Below are 24,148 nucleotides of genomic sequence, written 5' to 3'. Positions count from 1 at the left end.
TCGTTCATCTGTCTTGCTGAACATGCGGATTTATCATTTCAGATTTGTGCACTTTTTTGGTTTGAACACCAAAAGTAGATTTACAAATGTAGTAGGAGTTCAGGGGAAAAACAGCATGAAATCAACAAAAATAACACAAAAGTTCTAAAGACCTATGAGTGGGTAAATAGAACTAATTAATTTGTAATCTCGTACAATTCATTCCATCTTTTTTAGTGAATCATTGTAATCTAGGAATATACTAGGATGTGTTTCGCAAGAGGTCTAGTTCGTAGTTCCCTCTTTCATGTAGAATGACGCACAAGCGGTTTTCAAACCAGTAATTGCGGCACTTGAAAGTACCCCTTTATTTATTGTAGTATTTGGTTAAAAAAATCGGAGGAAATATGCCTAATCAACCAGAACAACATTCCATCCAGGCGTGGTCTCTGATCAACCGTAAATATTTGGGAAAAGGTGTCCGTGTTAAACGGTTCCGCAAACCGACACGCTGTCAAATCCGCAATCGTGTTCTTCTTGCCGTGCTGATGGCCAACGATATTAAATTGTCTCAGCTCGCTGAAGACCTCTCGATCTCCTCACGCAGTGTAAGCGCGTGGGTGTATGAAGGGCGAATACCCGGCAGTACCAATCTGGACAAAACTTGTCAGTTGCTTGGCTACCCGCGACATATTCTTTTTAATGAAGAGGTCGTGCGCAACAGTCCTGTCATCTGTCAACCCGAGCCTTCCCGCTTTATGAAGCGGACGGTAACCCGCTCTCCAGTGAGTAACCGTATTTTGACAGGCCTGTGTATGGTCCATGATTTGTCGGTGACAGATGTCAGCCACTGGATCGGGGTTCATCCCGGCACTTTCCGCAAATGGCTGCATCAGGGAACGCTGCCTTCTGCCGCGTTTCAGGAACAAGCGGAACAATTTTTCCGCATCCCGAAAACTATTCTGTTCGCAGATGTCATTCTTAAGGATCGTCGTAATCAATAAAACAGCGAACAGCCAAAAGGCTCTGCGCCCTCTCCCGGGGGCCAGAGCCTATTTTAGTTGGATACGCCAAGATGATGAACGATGCATAATTTACCTGAAAAGACCACAAAATGAAACTGTGTAGCGAGCGGATTATTGCATTACAAAAATGGACCACTCCATACTCTATTTTAGAAGCAGGTGAATACAATGAAGTCATTCAAACATCTGGGGGTCGCCTTGGGCTTTCTCGCTGGAACCACCTTTGGTAGTGGAATTGCGTTTTTGTTTCGTTTCTCGCCCGTTCAATTAATGCTCAGTGTTGCTCTATTCGGTTTAGCTGGTATCCTTTCAGGATTGCTGACCAGTAAAATTTGGTATAACCAGATTCAGGAGCATTAAGGAAAAAGCAAACGAAAAAAGGTTTGTACATTGCCCATTCGGGCAACATACAAACCTTTTTGTTATGCGGTCGAGAGGACTCGAACCTCCACGGGGGGTTAGCCCACACGGACCTGAACCGTGCGCGTCTGCCAATTCCGCCACGACCGCATATTATGTATCTCTTCATCATCGATGAAAAGTATATCCGGTGAAACAATTCCTTGTTTTACTGTAATTCAGAGTATACATGTTACATTTTTATATTGCAACAACTTTTTTAATCCCTTAGAGGGACATATGTCCTTTTCTCACTAATTCAAACCACATATGTTTATCAATAGTAATTTTATAATGACATAAAGCACATATACCAATGAAGGGGACTTTCATTTGCTGAATTCAAAACTATGTTTTATCGGAGCCGGATTCCATGCCTCCACGAATATTTACCCTGCAGCGATCGAAGCGGGTGCAACCATTCAGGCTGTGGCTACAAGGAATCTTGAACGATCTAGGGCGGCCCTGCTTCGCTTTGGCAGTTCAGGTCAAGCCTATGATCATGCCGGCCAGATGCTGAAGCAGGAAACCTGTGACGGAGTCGTCGTCGTTGCTCAGCCAGTGGATCAAACCAAACTTGTGCTGGAATGCATTGAGGCAGGTAAACATGTCTATGTGGACAAACCACTTGGCTGGACTGCAGAAGAAGCCGCTAAGGTGGCCCAAGCAGCAGATCAGGGTGCTGTTGTGGTCATGGTCGGTTTTATGAAACGATATGCTCCGATCTATCAAAAACTCAAGACACTCATTGATGAGAGAACACTCGGTAAAGTGCGCTCGTTCCAGATGAAATTTGCCGTAGATAGCACGCCTTTTTGTGAAAATGAAGAACAGTTTATGAAACTTGCTGCCATACATATGGTGGATCTCATGCGTTATTTGTTTGGCGAAGCTATGCAAGTAACAGGAACGACTGTAAGAGATGGAAAACATATTAACCAGAGTATTTCCTTGATTTTTGATGAAGGTGTCACGGGCAGTGCCTATTTTACAGGGATGAGTGCATGGTCACGTGAAAGCGAAAGTGTGCTGGTTACTTTTGAGCATGGATTCGCTCTAGCCGATGAGATCACCAAACTTACAATACATGAATCTCATAAAGGGGATCTTCTTCCATGGAAGTCTCTTGAAGAACACGATTCGTTATATACTCCTTCCGGCACCCCAATGTCTGGAGCTTATAGGGATCTTTATCTGCGTGGCTTTGTAGGTGAAATGAGACACTTTATGTCCTGTTGCCAGACGGGGGCCGTTCCACTCTCAAGCGCTCGCGATAATGTTAGCACAATGGCTTTATGTGACCGAATCCTGTCATCTTTCATATAGAAACAAACAGAAACAGACCCTGTTCATAAGGGTCTGTTCGTATTCTTCCGTTTCTCTGTTCTTCTGTGCTACTATTTTGCTTTTTCCACCGTCTGAATGATGACGGTTCGATTGCGTCCCTCTTCTTTGGCCAGATAGAGCGCATTATCTGCCAGATGAAACAATTCCGTTTCCGAGCGGGAATGCATTGGAAACTCAGCAATGCCTGCAGATATCGTAACCGTACGATCAACAGCTAATATACTTTCTTCAACTGATATCCGAATGCGTTCGGCTATCTCATACGCCTTTTTGGAGTCGTAATCCCTTAACAGTACAACAAACTCTTCACCGCCAAACCGAAAACAAACATCCTCAGGCCTTACAGACATCTGAATCAACTTCGCGATCTGTTTTAGAACCTCATCTCCGGTCGAATGACCATAGGTATCATTAATTAACTTGAAGCGGTCTATATCGAGAACAATGATCGCAAATGGATTCTCATCATGAGTCCATGCCTGAATCACTTCCTCAAAGGTTCGGCGATTATTCAAACCAGTTAATACGTCCGTTCTAGCATCATACACCAACTGATCCGTCTTGTTTCTGAAACTTGTCATTGCTCCAAGCACCGCTCGAGTAAGCAGATCGGCTTCCCTGTTCCAATGCGGCTTCACGACAGGTAACTCCACCTGCCCTTTGTCCACTTGCTGCACAAGATCAGCCAAGAATACAAACGGATGCACCAGCTTCCGGGCAACTCTTAACACAATTAGAGTCAACAATATAAAGGGTACCGCTATGTATAGCAGCAACAGTCCGATCTGACGGTTTAACTGATCATATACGATTTGGGTTGGAGATACGACAACCACTCCCCAGTTGGTTGCTGGAACTTTGTAATATCCGGCAAGCGTATTAACCCCATCCAAATTCGTATATTGCTCTTGTCCCGTCTGATTTTTGATCAGTTTCTGCACCACTGTATTGGCTCTAATATCTCTGCCAATTCGGCTGACGTTGGGATGAAAAAGCAGCGTTCCCTTATGGTCAACTATAAAAAAGTATGTTCCGTTGTCGGTTTTAAGTTGACTCCCAAACGACAAATCGAGTATATTATTTTCCTGCAAATAGATACTCCCACTAATCATGCCTTTGTATTTTCCCATTGGATCAACAATTGGTTCACTGAGAAAAACAATTCTACGATTCGTTCGCGGTGTCACGTAAGCATCTGATATGTATGAGGCTTTGGATTTGATCGCCGCTTTGGCCGCCTCGGAGCTCACATGTGTACCAATACTGGCCTGAGAATACGGTGACCTCGACAGCACAAGCCCCATCTGGTCTGCCAAGACTACAGCGTTAAAATAATCACTGCTATTATGGATGAGATCCAGCGTAGTGTTCAGTTTCTCCTTATCATTGAAATCGACATTTTTAAAATGTGCGGCTCCATACTTTAAGCTTTTTTTCATGGATTCAAATAAGGAGTTTAACGTTTGACTCATCTGTACAGCACTCGCATAGTTAACAGAAAGAGTATTGTTAATAAGAGACTGTTTCTGCGTGGTATACGAGGTAATCACCATAATGGTTAGCGTCATCAATACGGAGATTGTAACGAATCCACCAAGTAATGCGGTCAGACTGACTTTTTTGAACTTCTTTACTTTTCTGCGTAATCTGGATTTTTTTTTATTTGCAATCATTTTGCTTCCCCCGGATTTTCATAAAAAAGCATACCTACATCATCATATAATAAAGTTGTTAAGAAACAATGAAGAAATGACGTATATTAACTTTGAATTTATAGGATTGACGAATTTATGACAAAATAACGCATCCGGGGAATAAGCGAATTCTCTTCATCTATTTACCCTTCAATGACATAACCCTCTTCCAGGTTTTGCTCCACAAAGCCCGCCATATACCGCACCTGAACATCAATTGGGCGAAGACTTCCCATCAATATGCGATTCTGAACGTCATTAGGCTCGGCCGGAAGTGCAAAGGCACGTACATAAGGGAATTCTATTCCAAGCGTTGTGTAGATTGCGTTGACAAGCTGATCGTTACCACAACGTCCAAACACATTAAGCAGCACAGCACCACCTGCATACAGTTTGTCTTTTGCCATGTTAAAAAAAGAACGGTTCGTAAACTGCTCTGGTGTGCCCGTTGCCGTAAATGCATCTATAACGATATAATCATACGTCCCAGCCTGTTCCCGTTCCAGCAGTTCCCGACCATCCCCCACCAGGACAGGGGACCCTTTGTATCCAAAAAAGTGCTGACTGATTTCCACAACCTCCGCATCCAACTCCGCTACCTTAACTTGTCGATCAGACAAATAAGAAGGGATTGTGCCAATACCCTGCCCCACGACGAATACGCGATTGTAATGCGGGTTATTTCGCTCCATCAGATGTAGCATAGCCCTCGGGTACTCTAGAACAATCCTGGAAGGTTGCTCTACATCGATCGCCCCCTGCACGGCATCATTAGAGAACTGCAATACACGAAAATGTCCTTTTTCCCCGTAAAGCCTTTTCGTCTCGTACACCGTCAGCTCATGTTGCTCACTTTTATTCCGGTATAATACTCTCAACTTCCTGCTCCCTTCAGATGAACCTTTGAACCTATAAAATCCATATTACAAAGACCCTGTGACTCAATCTTGCAAACCAATTGCTTCGTGTAATGCCTGCACATAAGCCACGCCGAGATTGGAAAGTGACGTGCTTTTATGAGAAATCCACCCGACATTAATGGACTCTTCACATTCGAGGGGAACCGGAATGATCTCGTTGCCGTTCAGATCGGCGCTAAGCACTCCAGTCGAGATCGTATACCCATTTAGACCGATAAGCAGATTAAATAAAGTCGCCCGGTCGTTGACCTGAATGCTTTTGGGATGAGATAACGTACTCAGAATTTCTTCGGAAAAATGAAAAGAATTATACTCCCCCTGGTCAAAGGACAGGTAAGGATAATCCTGAAGCTGTTCAATGGCCACAGACTCCTGCTTCGCAAGCGGATTGTTCACACTGATGAAAATATGCGGTTTCGCTGTAAACAGGCTTGTAAACACAAGTCCGGCATCTTTCAACAATTTATTGATAACTTTGGCGTTGAATTCGTTCAGATAAAGGATGCCAATCTCACTCCGAAGACTTTTTACATCCTGAATGATCTCATACGTTTTAGTCTCGCGCAGTGCGAGTTCATACTCATCATGACCGTGCTGCTGAACAAGCTTTACAAATGCATTCACCGCAAAAGCGTAGTGCTGGGTGGATACCGAAAAGTGTTGCGGAGACGGCTTCGCATTCAGATAACGATTCTCCAGCAGTTCGGCCTGTTCGACGACCTGACGAGCATAACTTAGAAACTCCACCCCTTCTTTGGAAAGAGTAATGCCTTTATTGGTCCGTTCAAAAATGGTAATACGAAGCTCCTGTTCCAGATCGCGAATCGCGTTTGATAAGCTCGGCTGGGAGATAAACAACCGTTTGGCTGCTTCGTTCATCGATCCGTGTGTGGCAACCTCGATTACATATTTAAGTTGTTGTAATGTCATGACTTGACTCCTTTTCCTATATCCCTCGTATATCTTATATTCCATCAAGAGAAAGTTTTCTTTTGGGCGATCCCTGTCACTAGATTCTCTGCTTCCAGCGAACAACGTTCAGGAAACATACTACGTTGCTCCAGCTTATCCTGAATAAAATCAACGACCTGTTGCAGCGAGGCGATCTGATCTTCTACTTTTTTCTGATAATTGACCAGCATCTCCCGTTCCTCCGGAAAATCGTTCAAATCCGACTCCAGCGACATCTGTAGAAATGGCTTCATATCCTCAAGTGACATGCCTGTTTTCTTCAGACAAGTAATTAGGCTCATCGTCTGGATGTCCTGTTCCGAATAGACCCTGTGGCTACTTGCTTTACGCTCCGCACGGGGGAGTAGACCAATTTTCTCATAATAACGAATGGTATCTTTGGATAACCCCGACCGCTCCGATATTTCATGAATGGAGAACGTACTTTGCTCACTCATCATTAGCCCTCCCATACCCATACTTCTCTCTATCATATAACTTGGAGCTGGCTCCAAGTCAAGCCTCAAATCTACTCTTGACTTGGAGTCAGCTCCAAATTGTAGAATGACTCGAATACATGAGGAGGTCATTTTAATGAACCCAGTAAATCCGCTTCGCACAGCCGTAATAACCGGCTCATCTTCAGGAATTGGACTGGAACTAACAAGACAGCTTCTAAAGGATCAGTGGAAGATTATCGCTCTTAACCGCTCCGCGTTCCCGGCAGATGATCGTGTAATTCAGTCCGCATTAAGCTCAGGTCAATTACGATCCATTCAAGCCAATTTCACGAATTATGCCAGCCTTCGCTCAGCGCTGGACCAGATTCGATCACAGACGGATTCCATTGACGTCCTGTTCAACAATGCAGGCGGAAGCACCTCTACCCTCCAATACTCCGACCAGGGGCGTGAGTTGCATTTTGAGCTTCAGACGGTGGTTCCTTATATCATTTATCGGGAGCTGTATGAGTCGCTCCGCCAAGGGAGGATGAAAACCGTTGTGAACACCTCCTCGACTGCTTTTCGCATGCTAAAAGCGTTCGACCTTGATACGTTGGAGCGGCCAGCTTCCTTCAAAAAGCTTTTTGGTCCTTACGCTGCGTCCAAGCTCGCCCTCTCATTGTGGACAGCTGAGGCTGCATCCAAAGCTATGGCGGATGGCATTCGACTTCTTAGTGTTGATCCGGGTGGAAACAACACGCTAAGAAGCAACAAAACATCCGGTTTGCCCTTCTATATCAAACCTGTTATGAAATTATTCTTTTCTCATCCAAGTCGAGGTGCATCACTGCTTCATAACGCAGTGCTCGGGAGCGTGAAGCATGATTCTGGTGCGTTTCTGGTTAATAATAAGGCAGCACGCCTTCGTTTTCATGAGCAAGGATCTACCATACTTCAACGTGTGCATGAAATCTATGAGCAAAATTATCTGAATACCTAATTCATGCTTGAAATTTACCGCTCTCGCCCTGAAGAAGTCTGATTCCAGACTTGACCGAATAAGGTCAGGTCTTTTTATCTTTGTCCTTCATATTTTCCAAGCCTTCGTTCATAGGTGTAAGCATGGTGAGTAAACCACATGACGCGGATTGCAGCGGATATCGGAAGGAGACATCAGAATGAGTAAAGAAAAACAACCCAGTGCTCAGCCGTATATTATCCCCCAACCTATTCGAAGCGACGGTGCAGGCGGCCCGGATTATGGACCAAGAGATGTGTTAAGAGACAAGCAAAATCCCGATATGCTTGTCCCCCCTAAGACAGATAATGGCTTGTTACCTAACCTCAGGATGTCCTTCTCCGACACCCATATGCAGCTCAATCACGGCGGCTGGTCACGTGAAATTACGGTACGTGACCTGCCTGTTGCCACTACGCTCGCCGGCGTGAATATGAGCCTGACTCCAGGCGGCGTCCGCGAACTGCATTGGCATCAGCAATCTGAATGGGCTTATATGATCTGGGGTACTGCGCGCATCACTTCTGTGGATCAGAACGGACGGAATTTTATCGCTGATGTGGGTCCCGGTGATCTTTGGTTTTTCCCAAAAGGACTTCCTCATTCGATTCAAGGGTTGGAGAACGGGTGTGAATTTTTATTGGTATTCGATGATGGAAGCTTCTCTGATCTGAATACATTGTCCATCTCAGACTGGTTTGCCCATACGCCACCAGAGGTACTATCCTTGAATTTTGGCGTTCCTGAATCAGCCTTCCAATCGATGCCCAAGGAACAGGTTTATATTTTTCAAGATGATGTACCTGGTTCACTTGAAAGCCAGCGCGTTCAATCCCCCTACGGAACCGTTCCTCTTCCGTTTACCTATCGTTTGCTTGCACAGGAACCTTTGATCACACCTGGAGGAAGTGTGCGCATCGTTGATTCCACCAACTTTCCGATCTCCACTACAGTCGCTGCAGCGCTAGTCGAGATCAAACCTGGGGCGATGCGTGAGCTACACTGGCACCCCAATGCCGATGAATGGCAGTACTATTTGACGGGTGAAGGCAGAATGACCGTCTTTGGTGGCAATGGGATCGCACGCACCTTTGATTACCGGGCCGGAGATGTAGGGTATGTTCCCGTTGCCATGGGGCACTATATACAAAATACCGGAAAAGACACATTATGGTTTTTGGAAATATTCCGAAGTGACCGTTTTGAGGATGTCTCTCTCAATCAATGGATGGCTCTAACACCGCGTGATCTGGTTCGAGACAATCTGAATGCTCCTCCAGAACTGCTGGATGCATTACGGAAAGTGAAGTGGCCTGTCGTATAAAATAGTATAAACCTATATCATATGCACGAAAATGGGGTAAAAGGAAGAGAACCCCACATAGACCAAGGAGGAATATGAAGATGAAAGCCGTTACGTTTCAGGGCATCAAGGACATTCAGGTGAAACAGGTCGAAGATCCGGCACTGCAACAGCATGATGACATTATCGTTCGTATTACTTCAACGGCGATCTGTGGATCGGATTTGCATATCTATCAAGGCGCGCTACCTGCTGCAAAAGACTATGTGATCGGTCATGAACCGATGGGCATTGTGGAAGAGGTCGGACCTGAGGTTACGCGAGTCAAAAAAGGGGATCGAGTCGTCCTGCCTTTTAACATCGCTTGCGGTCAATGCTTCTACTGTAACCACGATATGGAGAGTCAATGTGACAAATCCAATGGAAATCCTGATATTCATACCGGGGGGTACTTCGGGTTCACCGAGCGATATGGTGGTCATCCGGGCGGTCAGGCTGAACTGCTACGAGTGCCTTACGGCAACTTCACTCCATTTGTCATTCCCGAATCCTGTGAGCTGGAAGACGAGGCATTATTGTTCCTTTCCGACGTGTTGCCGACGGCATACTGGAGTGTTGAAAATGCTGGCGTCAAGCCTGGGGATACCGTCACTGTACTCGGCAGTGGCCCTATTGGGCTAATGACGCAAAAGTTTGCCTGGATGAAAGGAGCCAAGCGGGTTATTGCCGTGGATCGTCTGCCTTATCGACTAGATAAGGCTAAACGTATGAATGACGTAGAGGTTTTTAATTTTGAAGAGCATGATGATATGGGTGAGCATATCCGCGAGATCACTCAGGGTGGAACAGATGTTGTTATTGACTGTGTTGGCATGGATGGCAAAAAGTCCATGCTGGAAGAGATCGGTCAGAAGCTAAAACTCCATGGCGGGGCGCTGAGTGCCATCGAAATCGGCATGAAAGCCGTGCGCAAGTTTGGAACACTACAGCTTACAGGCGTATATGGCTCCTCCTATAATATGTTTCCTTTGGGAAACCTGTTTGAGCGTAACATCAACATTAAAATGGGACAAGCTCCTGTTATTCATTATATGCCCGAACTATTCCGTAAAATTACAGCCGGTGAATTTGATCCAACTGAGATTATCTCACACCGTGTATCACTGGATAACGCGAGCGAGGCTTACCGGATATTTAATGACCACGAAGATGAATGCACCAAGGTCATTTTAAAACCCTGAATGAACGAAGGAAAGCTTTGGTAATGGATACTACATTACAGGCTCATTCTTTTGGCAATACAATGAAGGCAACAAGACCAGGAATAAAAATAAAAGCAGGCTTCTCTTACAAGAGAGGTCTGCTTTTTGCTTTTGAAGTTTCTTTATTCTTTAGGATATGAACCGTGCCTCTTCCCCTCTCACACTCCACGCTTGATTGCCTGGATATACACACTTTCTCCTTCAAAGCTGAGAATTTCATCCTGCTCTTTCTCCACGATATTAAAATAACTTCTCACCTTTCCCGTCGCATGTAGCATTCTTGCTTCAAGCTCCAGCCGCCCTTCTCCAAAGAGGGATGCACGTGTGCACCAATCATCAAAATGAAATTTTTTTGCAAAAGAAACCATCGTTTCAACCCGATACCCCATACGTTCCAAAAGTCCAATCCATTCTGTTTTCCGCCATGCCCGAACATGACTTGGGTCACGCCTTTTCTCTATGTCGTTGTAGAAACGATCTAGTTCATCCTGCTCGGGAGCCACATTGTCAATAAACAATAATCGGCCGCCAGGTTTGGTCACCCGATAAGCCTCGGAAACAAACGAGGATACATCCGGAAAATGATGTGCTGCAATCCGGCAGGTCACCAGATCAAAGCTATTGTCCGGAAAAGGAATATGCTCAGCATCTCCCGTTACAAAATCCACATTTTCATGACCATTGCCCTGGATAAAACGTGCAGCCACCTCTAACATTCCTTCAGTCAGATCGAGGGCTGTCACGCGACTTACCAGCGGAGCAAGCGCATTCGCGACATGTCCTCCACCCGTTGCTATATCCAGCACACTCATATGTTCTGCCGCCTGAGATGATGCAACGAGCAACGCAAGGTCCTCACCTTGTGCATGAATTTCACTTGTGACATAATGCTCGGCATTCTGAGAAAATTGCTTCCGCATCTGATTTTTGATCTGATCCTTCTCCATTTTGATTCCTCCTCTTTCTCTCGGACATATCTTACGAATATATCCTTGATTTTACTTTCCGTCATCCCCAAAGTTCCATCTAGTGAAACCGAGTTTCATTTAGTCTAGAATCATCATATCATACCCCCTATCCAAACGAAACAAAAAACACAAAAAAAACATCCCTTCAATGAAAATTTCACTGGAGGGATGCCTAGAGTTGATAATCGTTTTACCATTGGTACAGCAAGTTCACCTGAACTTAAATTAACCTATTTTATTATTTAACAAGTGTAGGTGATTTTTTCCACAATCCCAGAATGAGACCCGAGATGACAGAACCAATAACAACCGCGAGCAGGAACAATATGGTGTGGTTAGCCAAGAGAGCTACAAAGACACCACCGTGCGGAGCGGGAACATTAATGCTCCACAGCTGAGTAAGTCCACCTGCTACCGCAGAACCAATAATACAGGAGGTCAGTACACGAAGTGGGTCAGCCGCTGCAAATGGAATTGCACCTTCTGTAATAAAGGAAAGACCGAGTACATAATTTGTTAGACCGGATTTACGCTCTTGCTCCGTGAATTTGGATTTGAAGAACGTTGTTGCAAGGGCAATCGCGAGTGGAGGAGCCATACCACCTGCCATAACCGCTGCCATCCATGCCCCGTCTGTGTTTCCGCTGGATGTAAATACACCAATCGCAAAGGTATAAGCCGCTTTGTTAAACGGACCACCCATATCAATCGCCATCATACCGCCGAGCAACAAACCAAGCAATACTTTGTTACCTGTTCCCAGGTTACCCAGTGCATCTACAAGCCATGTGTTCAAAGCTCCGAAAACCGGATCAAAAATGTAATAAGCAATCGTACCAACGATCAGCAAACCAAGGACCGGATAGAGCAGGATCGGTTTCAAGCCGTCAATCGCTTTTGGAAGACCTTTTAGCGCTTTACGCAATCCAATAACAACATAACCCGCAAGGAAACCGGCAGCTAAACCACCAAGGAAACCGGCATTGGAGTTTACAGCCATCAATCCACCAACCATACCAGGCATCAGGGCTGGGCGGTCACCAATACTCATCGCAATAAATCCGGCAAGTATAGGAATCAGGAAATGGAACGCGCCTGTTCCTCCACCAATCGTTTGCAGCAATTGCACGATCGGATTGTCAGGACTTGCAAGTTGTTCAAACAAGAAGGAGATCGCAAGCAGGATACCACCGCCGACAACGAATGGCAGCATGTGTGAAATCCCGTTCATCAAATCTTTGTAAATTTTGCTTCCCACGCTTGTCTTGCTATCGCCTGCACCTTCATCGCTCGCTTTTCCACCTTGGCTACGATAGATTGGTGCATCGCCGTTAACCGCCTTGCGGATCAGTTCTTCGGATTTACGAATACCGTCACTTACCGGTCTTTGCAACACAGGTTTACCGTCAAAACGAGCCATCTCGACGTTTTTGTCAGCTGCAATGATAACCCCTTTGGCACGAGCGATCTCATCAGCTGTCAATACGTTTTGTGCGCCTTCGGAACCATTGGTCTCAACACGAATGTTGATGCCCATCTCTTGGGCTTTTTTCTTCAAAGCATCCTCAGCCATAAATGTATGGGCAATCCCCGTTGGACATGCTGTAACAGCAACAACAAATTCTTCTGTATTGGCGTTTCCAACAATGACACCGGAGTTGTTTTTCACGTTGTTAGCACCACTTTCAGTCGAAGATGCTTGAGCTACTCTCTCTGCTTTAGCCTTCTCTTTCGCAGCTTCCTTCTCCGCAGCTTCAGCTTGTTTCGCATCAAACAAAGCGCTAACTTCTTGCGGCGTATTCGTGTTCATCAGCTCAGCGATGAAATCGCTATCAACCAACAGCCTTGAAAGAGCCGCTAGTGTGCGGAGATGTGTATTGCCTGCGCCTTCTGGTGCTGCAATCATGAAGAAGATATGAGCAGGCTCGTCATCCAATGCTTCAAAGTCCAAACCCTGTTTACTTTTTGCAAAAACGACTGTTGGTTCATTGACCGCTTTGGTTTTTGCGTGTGGCATAGCAATACCGCCGCCGATGCCAGTGCTGGACTCGGCTTCTCTTTTGTAGATCATTTCTTTAAACAATGCTGGATCATTAATACGTCCACTCTGGTTAAGACTTGCAATCAGTTCGTCGATCGCCTCGTCTTTGGTTGTTGCTTGCAGATCCATAATCATCGTTTCCTGGATCATTAAGTCAGTGATTTTCATCTTGGAACACTCCCTTAAGTTCAGTCGGCCTGCACATGGCAGGCCTTATATCAGTTATTCAAGGTAATTAAGGTAATTAAGGTAATTAAAGCGTTGTAATCGTCACCTGATTACGCAATTCGTCAATAAACTCACGTGTAGCGAGGTCATCTGAGAAAGCTGTCGCACTGCCGGAAGCTACCCCTGTACGGAATGCTTCAAGCAAGTCTCCTTGCAACACATAGGTACCAACAAATCCGCCAATCATCGAATCACCAGCACCAACCGAATTTTTAACAGTCCCTTTGGGTACAGTTGCGTGATAGACATTCTTCTCGGTGATGAACAATGCTCCTTCTCCAGCCATGGAGATCAACACATGTTTGGCACCTGCTTCGAGCAATTTACGTCCGTAAGAAACCAATTCCTCACGTGTTTCGATGGTTACGCCAAACAATTCAGCTAGTTCATGATGGTTCGGCTTCACCAGCAGCGGCTGGTGAACGAGTGCTTCCATCAGAGCAGGCCCTGTTGTATCAATAACAAACTCGGCTTCTGTCTGTTTGCATACATGAATAAGCCGATCATAGAAATCTGAACCAAGTGATGGCGGAACGCTACCAGAGAGAATGACGATATCTCCTTTTTGCAAGGAAGATAGTTTATTCAGTAATTGCTCTGCCTCTTCTGTACGAATCGCTGGTCCAAGACCGTTAATTTCTGTCTCATCCCCGTGCTTCAGCTTAATGTTGATGCGAGTATCATCTGCAATGGTGACAAAATCCGTTTGAATCGCATCCTCCTGCAACTTGTCATTGATGAAACGTCCCGTGAACCCACCCAAAAATCCAATAGCTGTGTTCGCAGCACCGAGTTGATTCAGAATTCTGGAAACGTTAATGCCTTTCCCGCCAGGTAATTTCAAATCCCGATTCATGCGGTTAAGTCCGCCGAGCTTCAAATCGTGCACTTCGACGATGTAATCAATGGACGGGTTGAGTGTTATCGTATATATCATCGCTATCCCTCAATTATTTTAGTTTTCTGGGTGATTACTGCACGCCAATGTTCAGGCATTCGCTCCGTAATCAAATCTGCCTCCTCCAAATCAAACAATTTGGCAAAAGTAATATCCCCGATTTTGCTGGAATCAGCCAGCACATAAGATTTCCCTGACAATTGATGTGCACGCCTCTTAATCAAGGCTTCCTCTGGATCAGGAGTTGTATACCCCATTTCCGGATCTACTCCGTTACTTCCTAGAAAACACTTGTCAAATCGGAAATTGTCCATGTTCTGTAGCGCGATACTGCCGATCACCGCTTTGGTATGAATTTTCATCATGCCACCCAGCAAGTAACTGCGAATTCGTTTGCTTACCAGCGCCTCCACATGGGATAGTCCATTGGTGACCACGGTTACATCCCTGGCTTCTATAAAAGGGATCATAGCGAGTGTTGTTGTGCCGGCATCTAGATAAATGCACTCCCCGTTCTGGATTTCCTGCGCTGCCAGACGGGCAATCACTGTCTTCTGTGGAATGTTTTTGAACGTTTTCTCCTCCATGCCTGGTTCTAATGACTTTTCATTCACCAGTGAAGCACCACCATGAATACGTTTGAGCATCTGACGGCTTTCCAGATCAATCAAATCTCTTCTAATCGTGGATTCAGAAACACCCAACACATCAACAAGCTCTTGCAACTTCACAATTCCCTGTAAATGTAAGCGCTCTACAATTGCAGCATATCGTTCTTCAGTCAGCATATGCATTCCTCCAACTGCTTCTATAGTATCATAAATCCCGTAAAAAACAATCATTTTCATTCAAAATAATTCGAAAACCTTCAAAAACTTTCACCGTTCGACTTATTTTCTTGTCCAAGTGTCCCTATCCAATAGTCCATAGTACGCATCTGATAACCTAGTCCCTACAACGGAGAGGTGATGACTTCAATGTCAGACCGTACAATCAAACGACGGAAACCCTGTGTGTTACATCCAACCAAAGAATCTTCACGCCCGCGTTCGGGCTGGATTTCCTTCAATTGGAGCGGTTACGCAAAAAGAAAAACAACTCATCCCTATCGGCGGATTTCTGCTGATTGGACTGTACCATATGTTCTTCCTTCCTCCCGCAATTCGTATTCCTCTGCATGGATTGGCATTGACGGCTTCGCAAACACAGATCTGATTCAGACGGGAACAGCCCACGATTGATACAAGGCAAACCCGTCTATTATGCCTGGTGGGAGATTCTTCCGGCAACCGAAACCATGATTCCCAACCCAGTAAGCCCAGGTGACTGCATGCGCGGTATCATTACGAAGTTAACTCGCCATTCCTGGTGCATTAGCTTGATCAACCTCACTAAAGGCTGGACTTTCCGAACCATTCAACGATATACAGGCCCTCAAAGCTCTGCCGAATGGATCGTTGAGGCTCCCTCCGTAGGTGGTTCCATTGCCTCCATGTCTCGTCTTAGTCCAGTTGCTTTCAGAAACTGTCGTCTGAACTGCCGCCCTCCTGCCTTCTATACTAGAGATAAAGGAATCCTGATTCAGGGCCAGCGTATCTTATCGATACCTGGATCTCCCAATTGTTGCAGAGATGGATTTGTAGTTCGTCGTGCTCATTAAGACTTGTCATTAAAAATCCTGCAACTATCGCCCTTCTGGTGGCAGTGCTGCAGGATTTTGACGTTTTTGTATAATACGGCTTATTTCTACAATAACTCCGCGCTTTCCACTTCCGGTTTGGGTTTGAGCCATTTTCCTTCTTCATTAATAAAAGCACCCTTGAATCTTCCCATCTCCAGTTGCTCGATTAGCTTCTCCTCATCCGTTGCCAGGATCTCAATTAACTGTTCTAGGGTGTAATATTCATCAGGGTCATAATCCATCAAGATGGGGACAGCAGTATCATATAATTCACGGATCAGATTTTCGAAAGAAAGCCGCCCAAGATTGGGCATCTGCCGATAGACCTGTAATGGTTGGGACACCATATTACGGAATGATTTGTTCTCAAGGTTCATCCACAACGTATTACAGGCCTGTACACTCATATAATTTTGCTCCACATCATAGAACTGTATTTCCTCAATTTTCATAAATTTCTCTTGAAATGCCACAATTTTAATTAGAGGTACATTGCGTATACGTGATGCCTTTTTCACATGAGCCCTGAATTGCTCATAATTCATTTGTTTTATTTGTTTCTTTTGTTCCATTTTTTATCCCTGCCTTTAACATGATCCAAACGACATTTTACAATAAATCGACACCGAGTGTAAGTCACAATGTAAAAAAACAAAAAAAACGTACAGCATCCCATCGCTGCACGAAATATATCATATGATCGCCTCAGCCAAGAACCCGGCGTTTCACCCATGTCTCCGTAAATTCCAGCTCATTGTAATCATAAAACCCACGAAGTGTCTCCTCCCGGTCATCGAGGAACAATTGATCAGCTATACCTGCAACCAGTTTGGGGATGGCACTTCTGGTGCCCGATATCGCTGAAGCAGACAATCCACAACTGGCCAGTGCAGAATAATTGAATATAAACAAGCCATGCAGTAGCGTTTTTCCCTGTTCACTTTTACTGGTCATTGCAAATCCAGGGCTTAAAAAGGGGTGTGCATCAAGTAGCACATTTCGAACTTCCAGCGGGGCTTCGTAACAATCTTGCCAGCGAGCAATGTGCTGTTCCACGAGTTGCAGTTCGGGACGAAGAGCGGGATCGCTGAGCAGACCTGTGCTTACAATAAGAAAATCAAACGTATAAATTCCATGTGCCGTTTCAACCTTTGCTCCTTGATCCGTAGCTTGCACGCTTAACCATGGTGAGTCCAGATGCAACTCGAATCCAGGCCAAGATGCGGCCCGGTTGAACGTATCATTGGTAGGTGGCTGATTATATTTGAAAAAGTGAGATATCACCTGATACTTATCAGCTATAGGTAAAGCGTGAAACCGCTCGATCATGCCGGATTGTTCCATTTGGCGAATCGGATTGACTCGTGGTAATTGTTCACGTCTGACAAAAACATGAGCTTCAGCCACACCTGAGGATAGCGCGTGGTTTGCATTATCAAAAGCTGAGGCTCCACCGCCGAGCACTGCAACCTTTTTTCCTTTTAACCGTTCAAAATCAATCATTTCTGAAGTATGGGCATACAACTCTCGCGGCAGATGATCTGAGATCAGTGAGGGTACATGCCACTCGCCGCCTCCTTGAATACCCGTTGCAAGCACAACTTTCCGAGCCAAAATGTGCTTTTCACGAATTCCTTGTTCGGTTACATGTAGACGATGAATTCCATCCTGCCCAGGTTCAATGAGGTTCAACTTAAATTCGTTCTGTACTGGAAGGTCCAGGATTTCCCGATACCAACGCAAATAATTCATCCAGTCACTGCGAGGAATTTTATCGATCTTCTGCCATCCCTCAACACCCTCCTGAGCCTCCCACCATGCACGAAACGTCAGAGAGGGAATACCCAGGTCAATGGAAGTTAGATGTTTCGGCGTCCGCAACGTTACCATCCGTGCATAAGTTTCCCATGGCCCTTCTTGCCCTGCCACATTTTCGTCGATAATCAGAATATTCGAGATCCGTTCGCGCAAAAGTCCAAATGCAGCCCCAAGGCCACTCTGTCCACCGCCTACAATAACAACATCATAGACATGCCCCTCTGCATGCTCTCTTGTACGAACCCAGCTGGTACCTCCAAAACATAAATACGCTAAATCATGCTTCACACGTTCATTCAAAGCTTCGAGGCCCATACTTCACCAACCCTTTCATGATCTATCTGGAACAGGCTCCGTTGCATTCATACATACTTATCTCTAGGTTACATTGCAATATCCGAATAGAATTAGCGTTATTATATGAGTTGAAATCCAGTAGGGGAAGCTAACAGAAACGTAATTGTCATTCAACCTAAAAAAGCTGGGGATACTTGTTTCCCTATACTAAAGAAAATTACTATGTTTAAAATTTGCGCTGAGATACTCTTTATTCTTTGAAGATCACTTGCGCTCTTGTCAGGGTATACCACTCATAAAAACAACTCTCTCTAACGCAAAAAAACAGCTACCTTCGGAGATTAAAATACACCGACTGTAACTGTATTTTTATAAAACAAATTCTTTAATCATCCGATTTCAAAAGCATGCGCCATCGCGATTCTGAATCTAGTTTTGGACAAGTGTTACAATAGCCATGGGCAGAACTGCCGCTACCCACTTGATACGCCAGACAGCAATACCTGCGGATCAGAAGCTGAGGGCCCTGCCATTCCGGATGTTCAAAACGTTGTAACCGAGTGAAAAATGTATTATCGGTTGACTCCTCTAGCCATACATGTGCATCATGCTTAATGAGCTCAAGACGCTTATCCGTCTTCCATATCGCGTGATCTTCGATCGCTCGTGTAAATAATTGTTGTACATTATGCGCCACCAGTTCATTCATAATCCTTGTGCTTGCTCCTGTTGCCGCAGCAACTGATTGGAAAATACGTCTCAAGTGTAGCTGTAAACGATCCCGTAGCATACTAATTTCTGTCCTGCGCTGAGCCAAAACCTCATTAGTTGGAGCTACATTTTCCCCAATCCCCAGCCCTGAACCATTATCTAGACTTCTTTCCATCCGGGTCTCATAGCGCATGCCGCCCGTGCCATTCAATTCGATTCGTACAACATCATCCTCGATATTTAGAACAGTATCGTATAAACTGCAAGCTGAGATTACAGCCATAACCCATACCGAATATCGTTTGGCAAAAAGGGTACCCACCGCTACACTTCCTGTGCCGCCTTGATCGAGTCCTTGTTGTATGGCTTGTTGGTGTAATATCAAGTCTCTCTTCTCATCATGCAGCAAGTCACCGGCAGCAAAAGCATAGGTGGAAGAATCATCGGCCCCACGGATACTCGTCACAAAAGACGATTCCAAAAGAGCCACCATCTCTTCACGGTCATTCCCTGAATAAAGTACCATCTATTGAATCATATCTTTAATTTCATTTAATATTTCGATTCGTCCTATAGCTCCCCATCCTTTAAACAACCAGAAGGAATCGGTTTGATAGACCTGACCAGTTACAACAGCCGGGACGTTTTTCCAAAGTGAGCTTTCTTTCATCTTACTTAAATAATCCTGGGCATTGGGATCTGCTTCAAGCACAACATAATTGGCATCGATATCTGCTATCTTCTCCATAGACAGATCCTCACGTTGTTCTGCAGGTGTCACTGCAGAAGGTTCAAACCCAAGATCATGATACAAGAGCGTGTTGGTTGGGTGACCTGTTGCCGCATAAATCTGCAGGTTCTTCTCCCTTACTCTTAGGTAAGCCAGTTTTTTCTGATCCAATTGCTCTATTTTAGCTTTAAGTTGATCGGCTTGTTGCTCTACTTCCGCGATTTTTTCTTTAGCCAAATCAACCTTATTGTACATTCCAGCAATAGTCAGTAAATCTTGAGTCCAATACTCTGTATCGCCGTTGTAATCCATCCAATCGTCACCTAATACAATCGTAGGAGCAATTTTCTCCAACTGATCATATGAATTTTCAGCTGTTCGACTCTCAATTACAATCACATCCGGATCAATCTGAACAATGGCCTCAAGGTTGGGACTATCTGCCGAACCTACCGTTGGAACCCCTTGAAGCTGATCTGCCAGATAAGGCAAGTAATCTCCACCGTAGCGTATTTCTACATTAACACCAGCAGGTTTCTCACCAATGGTAAGCATGTGATCAATATAAGCAGCAGATAACACAACCATACGCTCTATTTTTTTGGGTACAACCGAAGTACCCTTTAGGTGTTTAATTGTTTGTGTGCTCTTGTCTTCCACCGTGGTTGCCTTTTTTGAAGATGTTGCATCTGTTGCTTCCGTTGTCGACTTACCACATGCTACTAGAACGAGCATGAGCAGGGACAACAAGATCATATAGGCTGTTCTCTGTCTTAGCATTTCTTTTTAATTCCCCTTCTCTACTTAATAATAATAATCATTATCATTATGGTAGAAAAAAGCAAACAAGCTTTCCATGGATTATTCCACTCTCTTTACGTGTAAAATATCACCCTACGGTAACACCAAGCTGCTTGGCCACATACTTCATAGCTCTTACACGCCCGGTTGGACCCAGCGTTTGGAAGAACATATCCCCTGCATCATAAACATGACCTTCCTGTACAGCCTTCGATGTTATCCATCCATCAGATTTCATCAAACGTTGAAATTGAGTTCTCGCTTCTGCTGTAGGATCCACCATAACAAATAGATGATCCGCGTTGTATAGCTGTACATCATTGATGTTCATCTCCACAGCCCACTGTTCGCTTGGGTAATTCTCTGGCATATGTAATCCCATATCATCATACAGCAAGGAACCGGTCTGATTATGCAATCCATACATCCGATAGAATTCGGAGGAAACGCGGATAAACATTGCCGACTGCTTTCCCCATTCGGAGTGAATACGATTTTGAAGAACATGGCTTAAATCCGCATGCTGTTCAATCCAGCGAATAGCATATTCATTCCGTCCCATGATATTTGCCATATAAAGCAAACTTTTGCCTACTTGATTCGTGTGTTTAAGGATAGCCGTAGGAGCAATATGATGCAGAGATTCATTCGGTTCCATACGGTCACTCGTAATGATTAAATCTGGCCGCAATCCCTTCAACTTATCATAGTTCTGACCGGAACTGTCCAGAATAAGTCCTTGAGGAGAATCGGCTTGATGTGCAGGCATAAGGGTAGGATGAGTCACTCTCTGAACATAAGATAAAGCAGACACAGGTTCCAACCCGAGTGTTAGAACAACATCATCCAGTCCATAGTATAATGTTGCAATACGGTTAACTTTATTTTTCATATAAAACGTTGGAGCAACACCTTCATTTTTTTTAAATACCCGGCTGAAATAGTGCTCGTCCTTGTATCCGACCTGCTCCGCGATCATCTTGATTTTATCTGTAGAAAACAATAGCTGTTTGGCCCGAGTCATCCGTTGTTTCTGAATATAATCCATCGGTGTTATCCCAAACTGACGTTTGAATGTTCTTATAAAATGATTCACACTAAGCCCTGCAAGGCGGGCCATGTCATGCATTCGAATGTCCTTCGTATAGTGATGTGTCATATAATCTATGGCCAAGTCCATTGCAACATGAGGTTGAACAAACGATTTAACATTAGTCATCAACTGAATTAGTAGCTGGTGCAAAAGATATTTCTTGCCTATGTTATCCGATTCGGCTGCAGCAAAGTTTGTATAGATGAATTGATCCATCATTTCTTGAATATCTCGTCTATTGGTTTGAAGTTGAAGCTTACCCGTAATAGGAAAATCAAGCGGCTTCGTGTGCCAAACATTGTTTGTTCGGACAAGTTCAACACCGGAAAATAAGATTAGTTGCACTCGGACAGGGGCTTCAATATCTGTCTGTAACTCCACGTTCATGCCTGGACTAAGCACAAACCAATCGTCACGGGACAATGTATGCATTACGTTATCAATTGTCAAAGTCCCTTTGCCATCCATTACTCTGCATACGGCGAATCTTTTCCATACCCTGTGCTGGGCTTCTCCTGAAATACCGACATATTGGCAGATATGAACAGATGAAAGATATAATTGTTCCAGTCGTTTAATCCAGCCATTCCTCTCCATGATAACTCCCTTTCCATATGGTAAGCCGCTACTTCTCACCAAATTAATTATCTAATTTACTCTTCATCAGCAAAATCCGACAATTTTTTATTTTCATTATAGTTTGAATGATAATAATTCTCAATATAACTCATACCGAGTTAAATTATTCTTTTAGGGACAACCTATATTATTAACCTCTCCTTTTTATGAATATCTACGTTAAGATAGGTTCTGAAAAAATCTATTTTTTCTTTTTTTCAACCTGTTGCATTCTCATCTATGACATGTTATATTAATTGAGCCATCAATGATTGACGTATCAACTATTGATCCATCAACGATTGAGAGAGCTACAGAATCATGAAGCAATGGCATTGTATACTGGCAACTTTAATTATTTGTTAACATACGCCGTTGTTGATTGGATTCACCCGGGAGGTCTAGTCATGACACGTATGGTTTCCAAAGAAGAGCAGATCATTAATCTGCTGAATGTACTGGGGAACAAAATCAGTCCCAAGTTCGAACGCTGTACCGGGATCAGTTCCTCTCGCTTTGAAATTCTGCACGAGCTGGATCAGGTAGATGAGATCAACCAATCTATGCTCCAGAAAATCATTAACATCGACAGTGCTGCCATTACTCGCCACTTGAAACAACTTGAAGCTGACCTCATGGTTACAAGACGCAAAAATCCCGAGGATAATCGGGTAACTTTTGTTCGTCTCACGGATCATGGGCGCAAACAGATTGAAGGATATAAAGCAGAGAAAACCAACTATATTCATCAGATTCTGGATGGTTTCAGTGAAGATGAGATTCAGGCACTGGCCGATTTCTTGGAACGTATGCAAAACAATTTTTAAACCATATATAGAGGAGAGATTTCCATGTCTACAACACAAAGCAAATTCCAAAAAACAAATGATTTTAACGAAATTACGTACGGTCGTCGTTCCGTCAAATTGTATGATCCAGAAGTGAAAATCAGCCGTGAAGAAATGACTGAAATTTTGGCAGAAGCTTCTCGCGCTCCATCTTCCGTAAACATGCAACCTTGGCGTTTCCTTGTTGTTGATACACCTGAAGGCAAAGAAAAGCTCGCACCACTTGCAAAATTCAACCAAAATCAAGTGCTGACTTCTGCTGCTGTTATCGGTGTGTTTATTGATATGAAAAACGGTGAGTACTTGGAAGAGATTTTTGGTAAAGCTGTGGAGCATGGATTTATGCCAAAAGAAATCGCTGAACAACAAGTTAAAGTGGTTAAACCTTATTACGACAATATGCCTGCTTCCGATCTGCGTGACGTTAACCTGATCGATGCTGGTCTGGCTTCCATGCAATTGATGCTGGCTGCACGTGCCCACGGTTACGATACAAACCCAATTGGCGGATACGAAAAAGCTCAAATTGCTGAGACATTCGGCATGGATAAAGACCGTTATCAACCGGTTATGCTGATCTCGATTGGTAAATCTGCCAAAGAAGGTCACCCATCTTATCGTCTGCCTGTAGATACGATCACAACTTGGGCTTAAGCGAGTACAACCGCGTTTATTATAAATTGCTCAATCTGCTTCTTAAGATGAAACACATAACGTTATTGTCTTGTATTGATTAAATCTATTTGTAAACATACAACTATCTGGAGGTCACAACTATGATTATCATTCATGCACATTTGCAAGTACAAGCCGCTCAAGAGCAAGCTTTCTTGGCTGCTGCCAAAGAACTGATCGCTGCGACACGTCAAGAAGAAGGCAACATCAGCTATGATCTGGTGAAAAGCACAGAACGTGAGCAAAGCTACACGATGATCGAGCTGTGGAAAGATGAGCCAGCAACCGCTGCTCACAACTCTAGTGCTCACTTCCTGGCCTTTGTTCAACAAGCTGCGGCATTCATGGCTGCACCAATGAACGTTGAAGTGTTTGCCGGCGAAGCTGTTAAACAATAATA

At 44.3% G+C, this 24,148-nt stretch carries 25 protein-coding genes and 1 tRNA gene; 12 read left to right on the top strand and 14 right to left on the bottom strand.

Features of this window, described 5'->3' with window-relative positions; translation table 11 throughout:
• Positions 1–386: 386 nt before the first annotated feature.
• Both MHI38_RS26035 and MHI38_RS26030 read left to right on the top strand, forming a co-directional pair.
• On the top strand, positions 387–983 hold the full coding sequence (locus tag MHI38_RS26035; protein ID WP_090920440.1) for a helix-turn-helix domain-containing protein: 597 nt from the start codon (positions 387–389) through the stop codon (positions 981–983).
• 189 nt (positions 984–1,172) lie between these two features.
• On the top strand, positions 1,173–1,364 hold the full coding sequence (locus MHI38_RS26030) for a hypothetical protein (RefSeq protein ID WP_154886637.1): 192 nt from the start codon (positions 1,173–1,175) through the stop codon (positions 1,362–1,364).
• Between the two features lie 65 nt (positions 1,365–1,429).
• Here the strand turns inward: MHI38_RS26030 and MHI38_RS26025 are convergent.
• Positions 1,430–1,514, bottom strand: a tRNA-Leu gene (locus MHI38_RS26025).
• A gap of 222 nt (positions 1,515–1,736) precedes the next feature.
• Here MHI38_RS26025 and MHI38_RS26020 point away from each other — a divergent pair.
• Positions 1,737–2,729 (top strand): Gfo/Idh/MocA family protein, encoded by a 993-nt coding sequence (locus MHI38_RS26020; RefSeq protein WP_154886640.1) that lies wholly within the window; start codon positions 1,737–1,739, stop codon positions 2,727–2,729.
• A 71-nt stretch (positions 2,730–2,800) separates the two neighbouring features.
• Here the strand turns inward: MHI38_RS26020 and MHI38_RS26015 are convergent, their stop codons facing one another.
• The 4 genes from MHI38_RS26015 to MHI38_RS26000 all read right to left on the bottom strand — a co-directional run bounded on the left by MHI38_RS26015 (position 2,801) and on the right by MHI38_RS26000 (position 6,773).
• Positions 2,801–4,423, bottom strand: a complete 1,623-nt coding sequence (locus MHI38_RS26015; protein WP_154886642.1) for a sensor domain-containing diguanylate cyclase — start codon at positions 4,421–4,423, stop codon at positions 2,801–2,803.
• 164 nt (positions 4,424–4,587) lie between these two features.
• Positions 4,588–5,322, bottom strand: coding sequence for a spermidine synthase (locus tag MHI38_RS26010; RefSeq protein WP_154886645.1), 735 nt, complete (start codon positions 5,320–5,322; stop codon positions 4,588–4,590).
• 63 nt (positions 5,323–5,385) lie between these two features.
• The gene (locus MHI38_RS26005) at positions 5,386–6,294 is read right to left on the bottom strand and encodes a LysR family transcriptional regulator (protein ID WP_090920428.1); all 909 of its coding nucleotides are present in this window, start codon (positions 6,292–6,294) and stop codon (positions 5,386–5,388) included.
• Positions 6,295–6,338: 44 nt separating this feature from the next.
• Positions 6,339–6,773 carry a MerR family transcriptional regulator gene (locus MHI38_RS26000; RefSeq protein ID WP_154886647.1) on the bottom strand — a complete coding sequence of 145 codons (435 nt, stop codon included), beginning with the start codon at positions 6,771–6,773 and terminating at the stop codon, positions 6,339–6,341.
• A gap of 136 nt (positions 6,774–6,909) precedes the next feature.
• Here MHI38_RS26000 and MHI38_RS25995 point away from each other — a divergent pair, with 136 nt between their 5' ends.
• The 4 genes from MHI38_RS25995 (at position 6,910) to MHI38_RS25980 (ending at position 10,481) form a co-directional block, all read left to right on the top strand.
• A complete protein-coding gene (locus MHI38_RS25995) occupies positions 6,910–7,758 on the top strand; it encodes an SDR family NAD(P)-dependent oxidoreductase (RefSeq protein ID WP_154886649.1) in 849 nt (282 codons plus the stop codon).
• Positions 7,759–7,936: 178 nt separating this feature from the next.
• The gene (locus MHI38_RS25990; protein WP_154886651.1) at positions 7,937–9,100 is read left to right on the top strand and encodes an oxalate decarboxylase family bicupin; all 1,164 of its coding nucleotides are present in this window, start codon (positions 7,937–7,939) and stop codon (positions 9,098–9,100) included.
• Between the two features lie 80 nt (positions 9,101–9,180).
• Positions 9,181–10,320, top strand: a complete 1,140-nt coding sequence (locus MHI38_RS25985) for a zinc-dependent alcohol dehydrogenase (RefSeq protein WP_154886654.1) — start codon at positions 9,181–9,183, stop codon at positions 10,318–10,320.
• A 23-nt stretch (positions 10,321–10,343) separates the two neighbouring features.
• A complete protein-coding gene (locus MHI38_RS25980) occupies positions 10,344–10,481 on the top strand; it encodes a hypothetical protein (RefSeq protein WP_341181857.1) in 138 nt (45 codons plus the stop codon).
• Between the two features lie 18 nt (positions 10,482–10,499).
• On the opposite strand, the gene MHI38_RS25975 is transcribed toward MHI38_RS25980, so the two are convergent.
• The 4 genes from MHI38_RS25975 to MHI38_RS25960 all read right to left on the bottom strand — a co-directional run bounded on the left by MHI38_RS25975 (position 10,500) and on the right by MHI38_RS25960 (position 15,264).
• A complete protein-coding gene (locus MHI38_RS25975) occupies positions 10,500–11,288 on the bottom strand; it encodes a class I SAM-dependent methyltransferase (RefSeq protein ID WP_154886656.1) in 789 nt (262 codons plus the stop codon).
• A gap of 259 nt (positions 11,289–11,547) precedes the next feature.
• The gene (locus MHI38_RS25970; protein WP_090920412.1) at positions 11,548–13,518 is read right to left on the bottom strand and encodes a PTS fructose transporter subunit IIABC; all 1,971 of its coding nucleotides are present in this window, start codon (positions 13,516–13,518) and stop codon (positions 11,548–11,550) included.
• An 85-nt stretch (positions 13,519–13,603) separates the two neighbouring features.
• A complete protein-coding gene (gene pfkB, locus MHI38_RS25965; RefSeq protein WP_154886658.1) occupies positions 13,604–14,515 on the bottom strand; it encodes a 1-phosphofructokinase in 912 nt (303 codons plus the stop codon).
• Between the two features lie 2 nt (positions 14,516–14,517).
• Positions 14,518–15,264 carry a DeoR/GlpR family DNA-binding transcription regulator gene (locus MHI38_RS25960; RefSeq protein ID WP_341181856.1) on the bottom strand — a complete coding sequence of 249 codons (747 nt, stop codon included), beginning with the start codon at positions 15,262–15,264 and terminating at the stop codon, positions 14,518–14,520.
• A 189-nt stretch (positions 15,265–15,453) separates the two neighbouring features.
• On the opposite strand from MHI38_RS25960, the gene MHI38_RS25955 reads away from it, so the two are divergent.
• On the top strand, positions 15,454–15,717 hold the full coding sequence (locus MHI38_RS25955; protein WP_341181855.1) for a G1 family glutamic endopeptidase: 264 nt from the start codon (positions 15,454–15,456) through the stop codon (positions 15,715–15,717).
• Positions 15,714–16,136 carry a G1 family glutamic endopeptidase gene (locus MHI38_RS25950; protein WP_341181854.1) on the top strand — a complete coding sequence of 141 codons (423 nt, stop codon included), beginning with the start codon at positions 15,714–15,716 and terminating at the stop codon, positions 16,134–16,136. The genes MHI38_RS25955 and MHI38_RS25950 overlap by 4 nt, the downstream gene beginning before the upstream one ends.
• 86 nt (positions 16,137–16,222) lie before the next feature.
• Here the strand turns inward: MHI38_RS25950 and MHI38_RS25945 are convergent, their stop codons facing one another.
• From MHI38_RS25945 to MHI38_RS25925, 5 genes are all read right to left on the bottom strand, one after another.
• Positions 16,223–16,729 (bottom strand): hypothetical protein, encoded by a 507-nt coding sequence (locus MHI38_RS25945; RefSeq protein WP_154983076.1) that lies wholly within the window; start codon positions 16,727–16,729, stop codon positions 16,223–16,225.
• A gap of 133 nt (positions 16,730–16,862) precedes the next feature.
• Positions 16,863–18,290, bottom strand: coding sequence for an NAD(P)/FAD-dependent oxidoreductase (locus MHI38_RS25940; RefSeq protein ID WP_341181853.1), 1,428 nt, complete (start codon positions 18,288–18,290; stop codon positions 16,863–16,865).
• Positions 18,291–18,657: 367 nt separating this feature from the next.
• Positions 18,658–19,509 (bottom strand): (2Fe-2S)-binding protein, encoded by an 852-nt coding sequence (locus tag MHI38_RS25935; protein WP_341181852.1) that lies wholly within the window; start codon positions 19,507–19,509, stop codon positions 18,658–18,660.
• Positions 19,510–20,493, bottom strand: a complete 984-nt coding sequence (locus MHI38_RS25930; protein WP_154886667.1) for an ABC transporter substrate-binding protein — start codon at positions 20,491–20,493, stop codon at positions 19,510–19,512.
• 109 nt (positions 20,494–20,602) lie between these two features.
• On the bottom strand, positions 20,603–22,204 hold the full coding sequence (locus MHI38_RS25925; RefSeq protein ID WP_341181851.1) for an AraC family transcriptional regulator: 1,602 nt from the start codon (positions 22,202–22,204) through the stop codon (positions 20,603–20,605).
• 428 nt (positions 22,205–22,632) lie between these two features.
• Here MHI38_RS25925 and MHI38_RS25920 point away from each other — a divergent pair, with 428 nt between their 5' ends.
• The 3 genes from MHI38_RS25920 (at position 22,633) to MHI38_RS25910 (ending at position 24,146) form a co-directional block, all read left to right on the top strand.
• Positions 22,633–23,052, top strand: a complete 420-nt coding sequence (locus tag MHI38_RS25920; protein ID WP_090920382.1) for a MarR family winged helix-turn-helix transcriptional regulator — start codon at positions 22,633–22,635, stop codon at positions 23,050–23,052.
• A 24-nt stretch (positions 23,053–23,076) separates the two neighbouring features.
• Positions 23,077–23,727: a nitroreductase family protein gene (locus MHI38_RS25915; protein ID WP_090920378.1), complete on the top strand. Its 651-nt coding sequence runs from the start codon at positions 23,077–23,079 to the stop codon at positions 23,725–23,727.
• A 122-nt stretch (positions 23,728–23,849) separates the two neighbouring features.
• Entirely contained in the window at positions 23,850–24,146 is a 297-nt protein-coding gene (locus MHI38_RS25910; RefSeq protein WP_090920375.1) for a putative quinol monooxygenase, read from the top strand.
• Positions 24,147–24,148 lie beyond the last annotated feature (2 nt).

This window comes from Paenibacillus sp. FSL K6-1558 (assembly GCF_038002565.1).
Classification (GTDB): Bacteria; Bacillota; Bacilli; order Paenibacillales; family Paenibacillaceae; genus Paenibacillus; species Paenibacillus polysaccharolyticus.
Note: the sequence above shows the minus strand (reverse complement) of the source record. Positions and strands in the feature narration are given on the sequence as shown.

Excerpts from the sequence above, each read along its gene's own strand:
- MHI38_RS25925 (WP_341181851.1), bottom strand. The coding sequence starts at position 22,204 with ATGGAGAGGAATGGCTGGATTAAACGACTGGAACAATTATATCTTTCA.
- MHI38_RS25930 (WP_154886667.1), bottom strand. The coding sequence starts at position 20,493 with ATGCTAAGACAGAGAACAGCCTATATGATCTTGTTGTCCCTGCTCATG.
- MHI38_RS25995 (WP_154886649.1), top strand. The coding sequence starts at position 6,910 with ATGAACCCAGTAAATCCGCTTCGCACAGCCGTAATAACCGGCTCATCT.
- MHI38_RS26005 (WP_090920428.1), bottom strand. The coding sequence starts at position 6,294 with ATGACATTACAACAACTTAAATATGTAATCGAGGTTGCCACACACGGA.
- MHI38_RS25920 (WP_090920382.1), top strand. The coding sequence starts at position 22,633 with ATGACACGTATGGTTTCCAAAGAAGAGCAGATCATTAATCTGCTGAAT.
- MHI38_RS26035 (WP_090920440.1), top strand. The coding sequence starts at position 387 with ATGCCTAATCAACCAGAACAACATTCCATCCAGGCGTGGTCTCTGATC.
- MHI38_RS25910 (WP_090920375.1), top strand. The coding sequence starts at position 23,850 with ATGATTATCATTCATGCACATTTGCAAGTACAAGCCGCTCAAGAGCAA.
- pfkB (WP_154886658.1), bottom strand. The coding sequence starts at position 14,515 with ATGATATATACGATAACACTCAACCCGTCCATTGATTACATCGTCGAA.
- MHI38_RS25980 (WP_341181857.1), top strand. The coding sequence starts at position 10,344 with ATGGATACTACATTACAGGCTCATTCTTTTGGCAATACAATGAAGGCA.
- MHI38_RS26030 (WP_154886637.1), top strand. The coding sequence starts at position 1,173 with ATGAAGTCATTCAAACATCTGGGGGTCGCCTTGGGCTTTCTCGCTGGA.
- MHI38_RS25970 (WP_090920412.1), bottom strand. The coding sequence starts at position 13,518 with ATGAAAATCACTGACTTAATGATCCAGGAAACGATGATTATGGATCTG.
- MHI38_RS25940 (WP_341181853.1), bottom strand. The coding sequence starts at position 18,290 with ATGGGCCTCGAAGCTTTGAATGAACGTGTGAAGCATGATTTAGCGTAT.
- MHI38_RS25960 (WP_341181856.1), bottom strand. The coding sequence starts at position 15,264 with ATGCTGACTGAAGAACGATATGCTGCAATTGTAGAGCGCTTACATTTA.
- MHI38_RS25955 (WP_341181855.1), top strand. The coding sequence starts at position 15,454 with ATGTCAGACCGTACAATCAAACGACGGAAACCCTGTGTGTTACATCCA.
- MHI38_RS25935 (WP_341181852.1), bottom strand. The coding sequence starts at position 19,509 with ATGGTACTTTATTCAGGGAATGACCGTGAAGAGATGGTGGCTCTTTTG.
- MHI38_RS25975 (WP_154886656.1), bottom strand. The coding sequence starts at position 11,288 with ATGGAGAAGGATCAGATCAAAAATCAGATGCGGAAGCAATTTTCTCAG.
- MHI38_RS26000 (WP_154886647.1), bottom strand. The coding sequence starts at position 6,773 with ATGAGTGAGCAAAGTACGTTCTCCATTCATGAAATATCGGAGCGGTCG.
- MHI38_RS26015 (WP_154886642.1), bottom strand. The coding sequence starts at position 4,423 with ATGATTGCAAATAAAAAAAAATCCAGATTACGCAGAAAAGTAAAGAAG.
- MHI38_RS25985 (WP_154886654.1), top strand. The coding sequence starts at position 9,181 with ATGAAAGCCGTTACGTTTCAGGGCATCAAGGACATTCAGGTGAAACAG.
- MHI38_RS25915 (WP_090920378.1), top strand. The coding sequence starts at position 23,077 with ATGTCTACAACACAAAGCAAATTCCAAAAAACAAATGATTTTAACGAA.
- MHI38_RS25945 (WP_154983076.1), bottom strand. The coding sequence starts at position 16,729 with ATGGAACAAAAGAAACAAATAAAACAAATGAATTATGAGCAATTCAGG.
- MHI38_RS25990 (WP_154886651.1), top strand. The coding sequence starts at position 7,937 with ATGAGTAAAGAAAAACAACCCAGTGCTCAGCCGTATATTATCCCCCAA.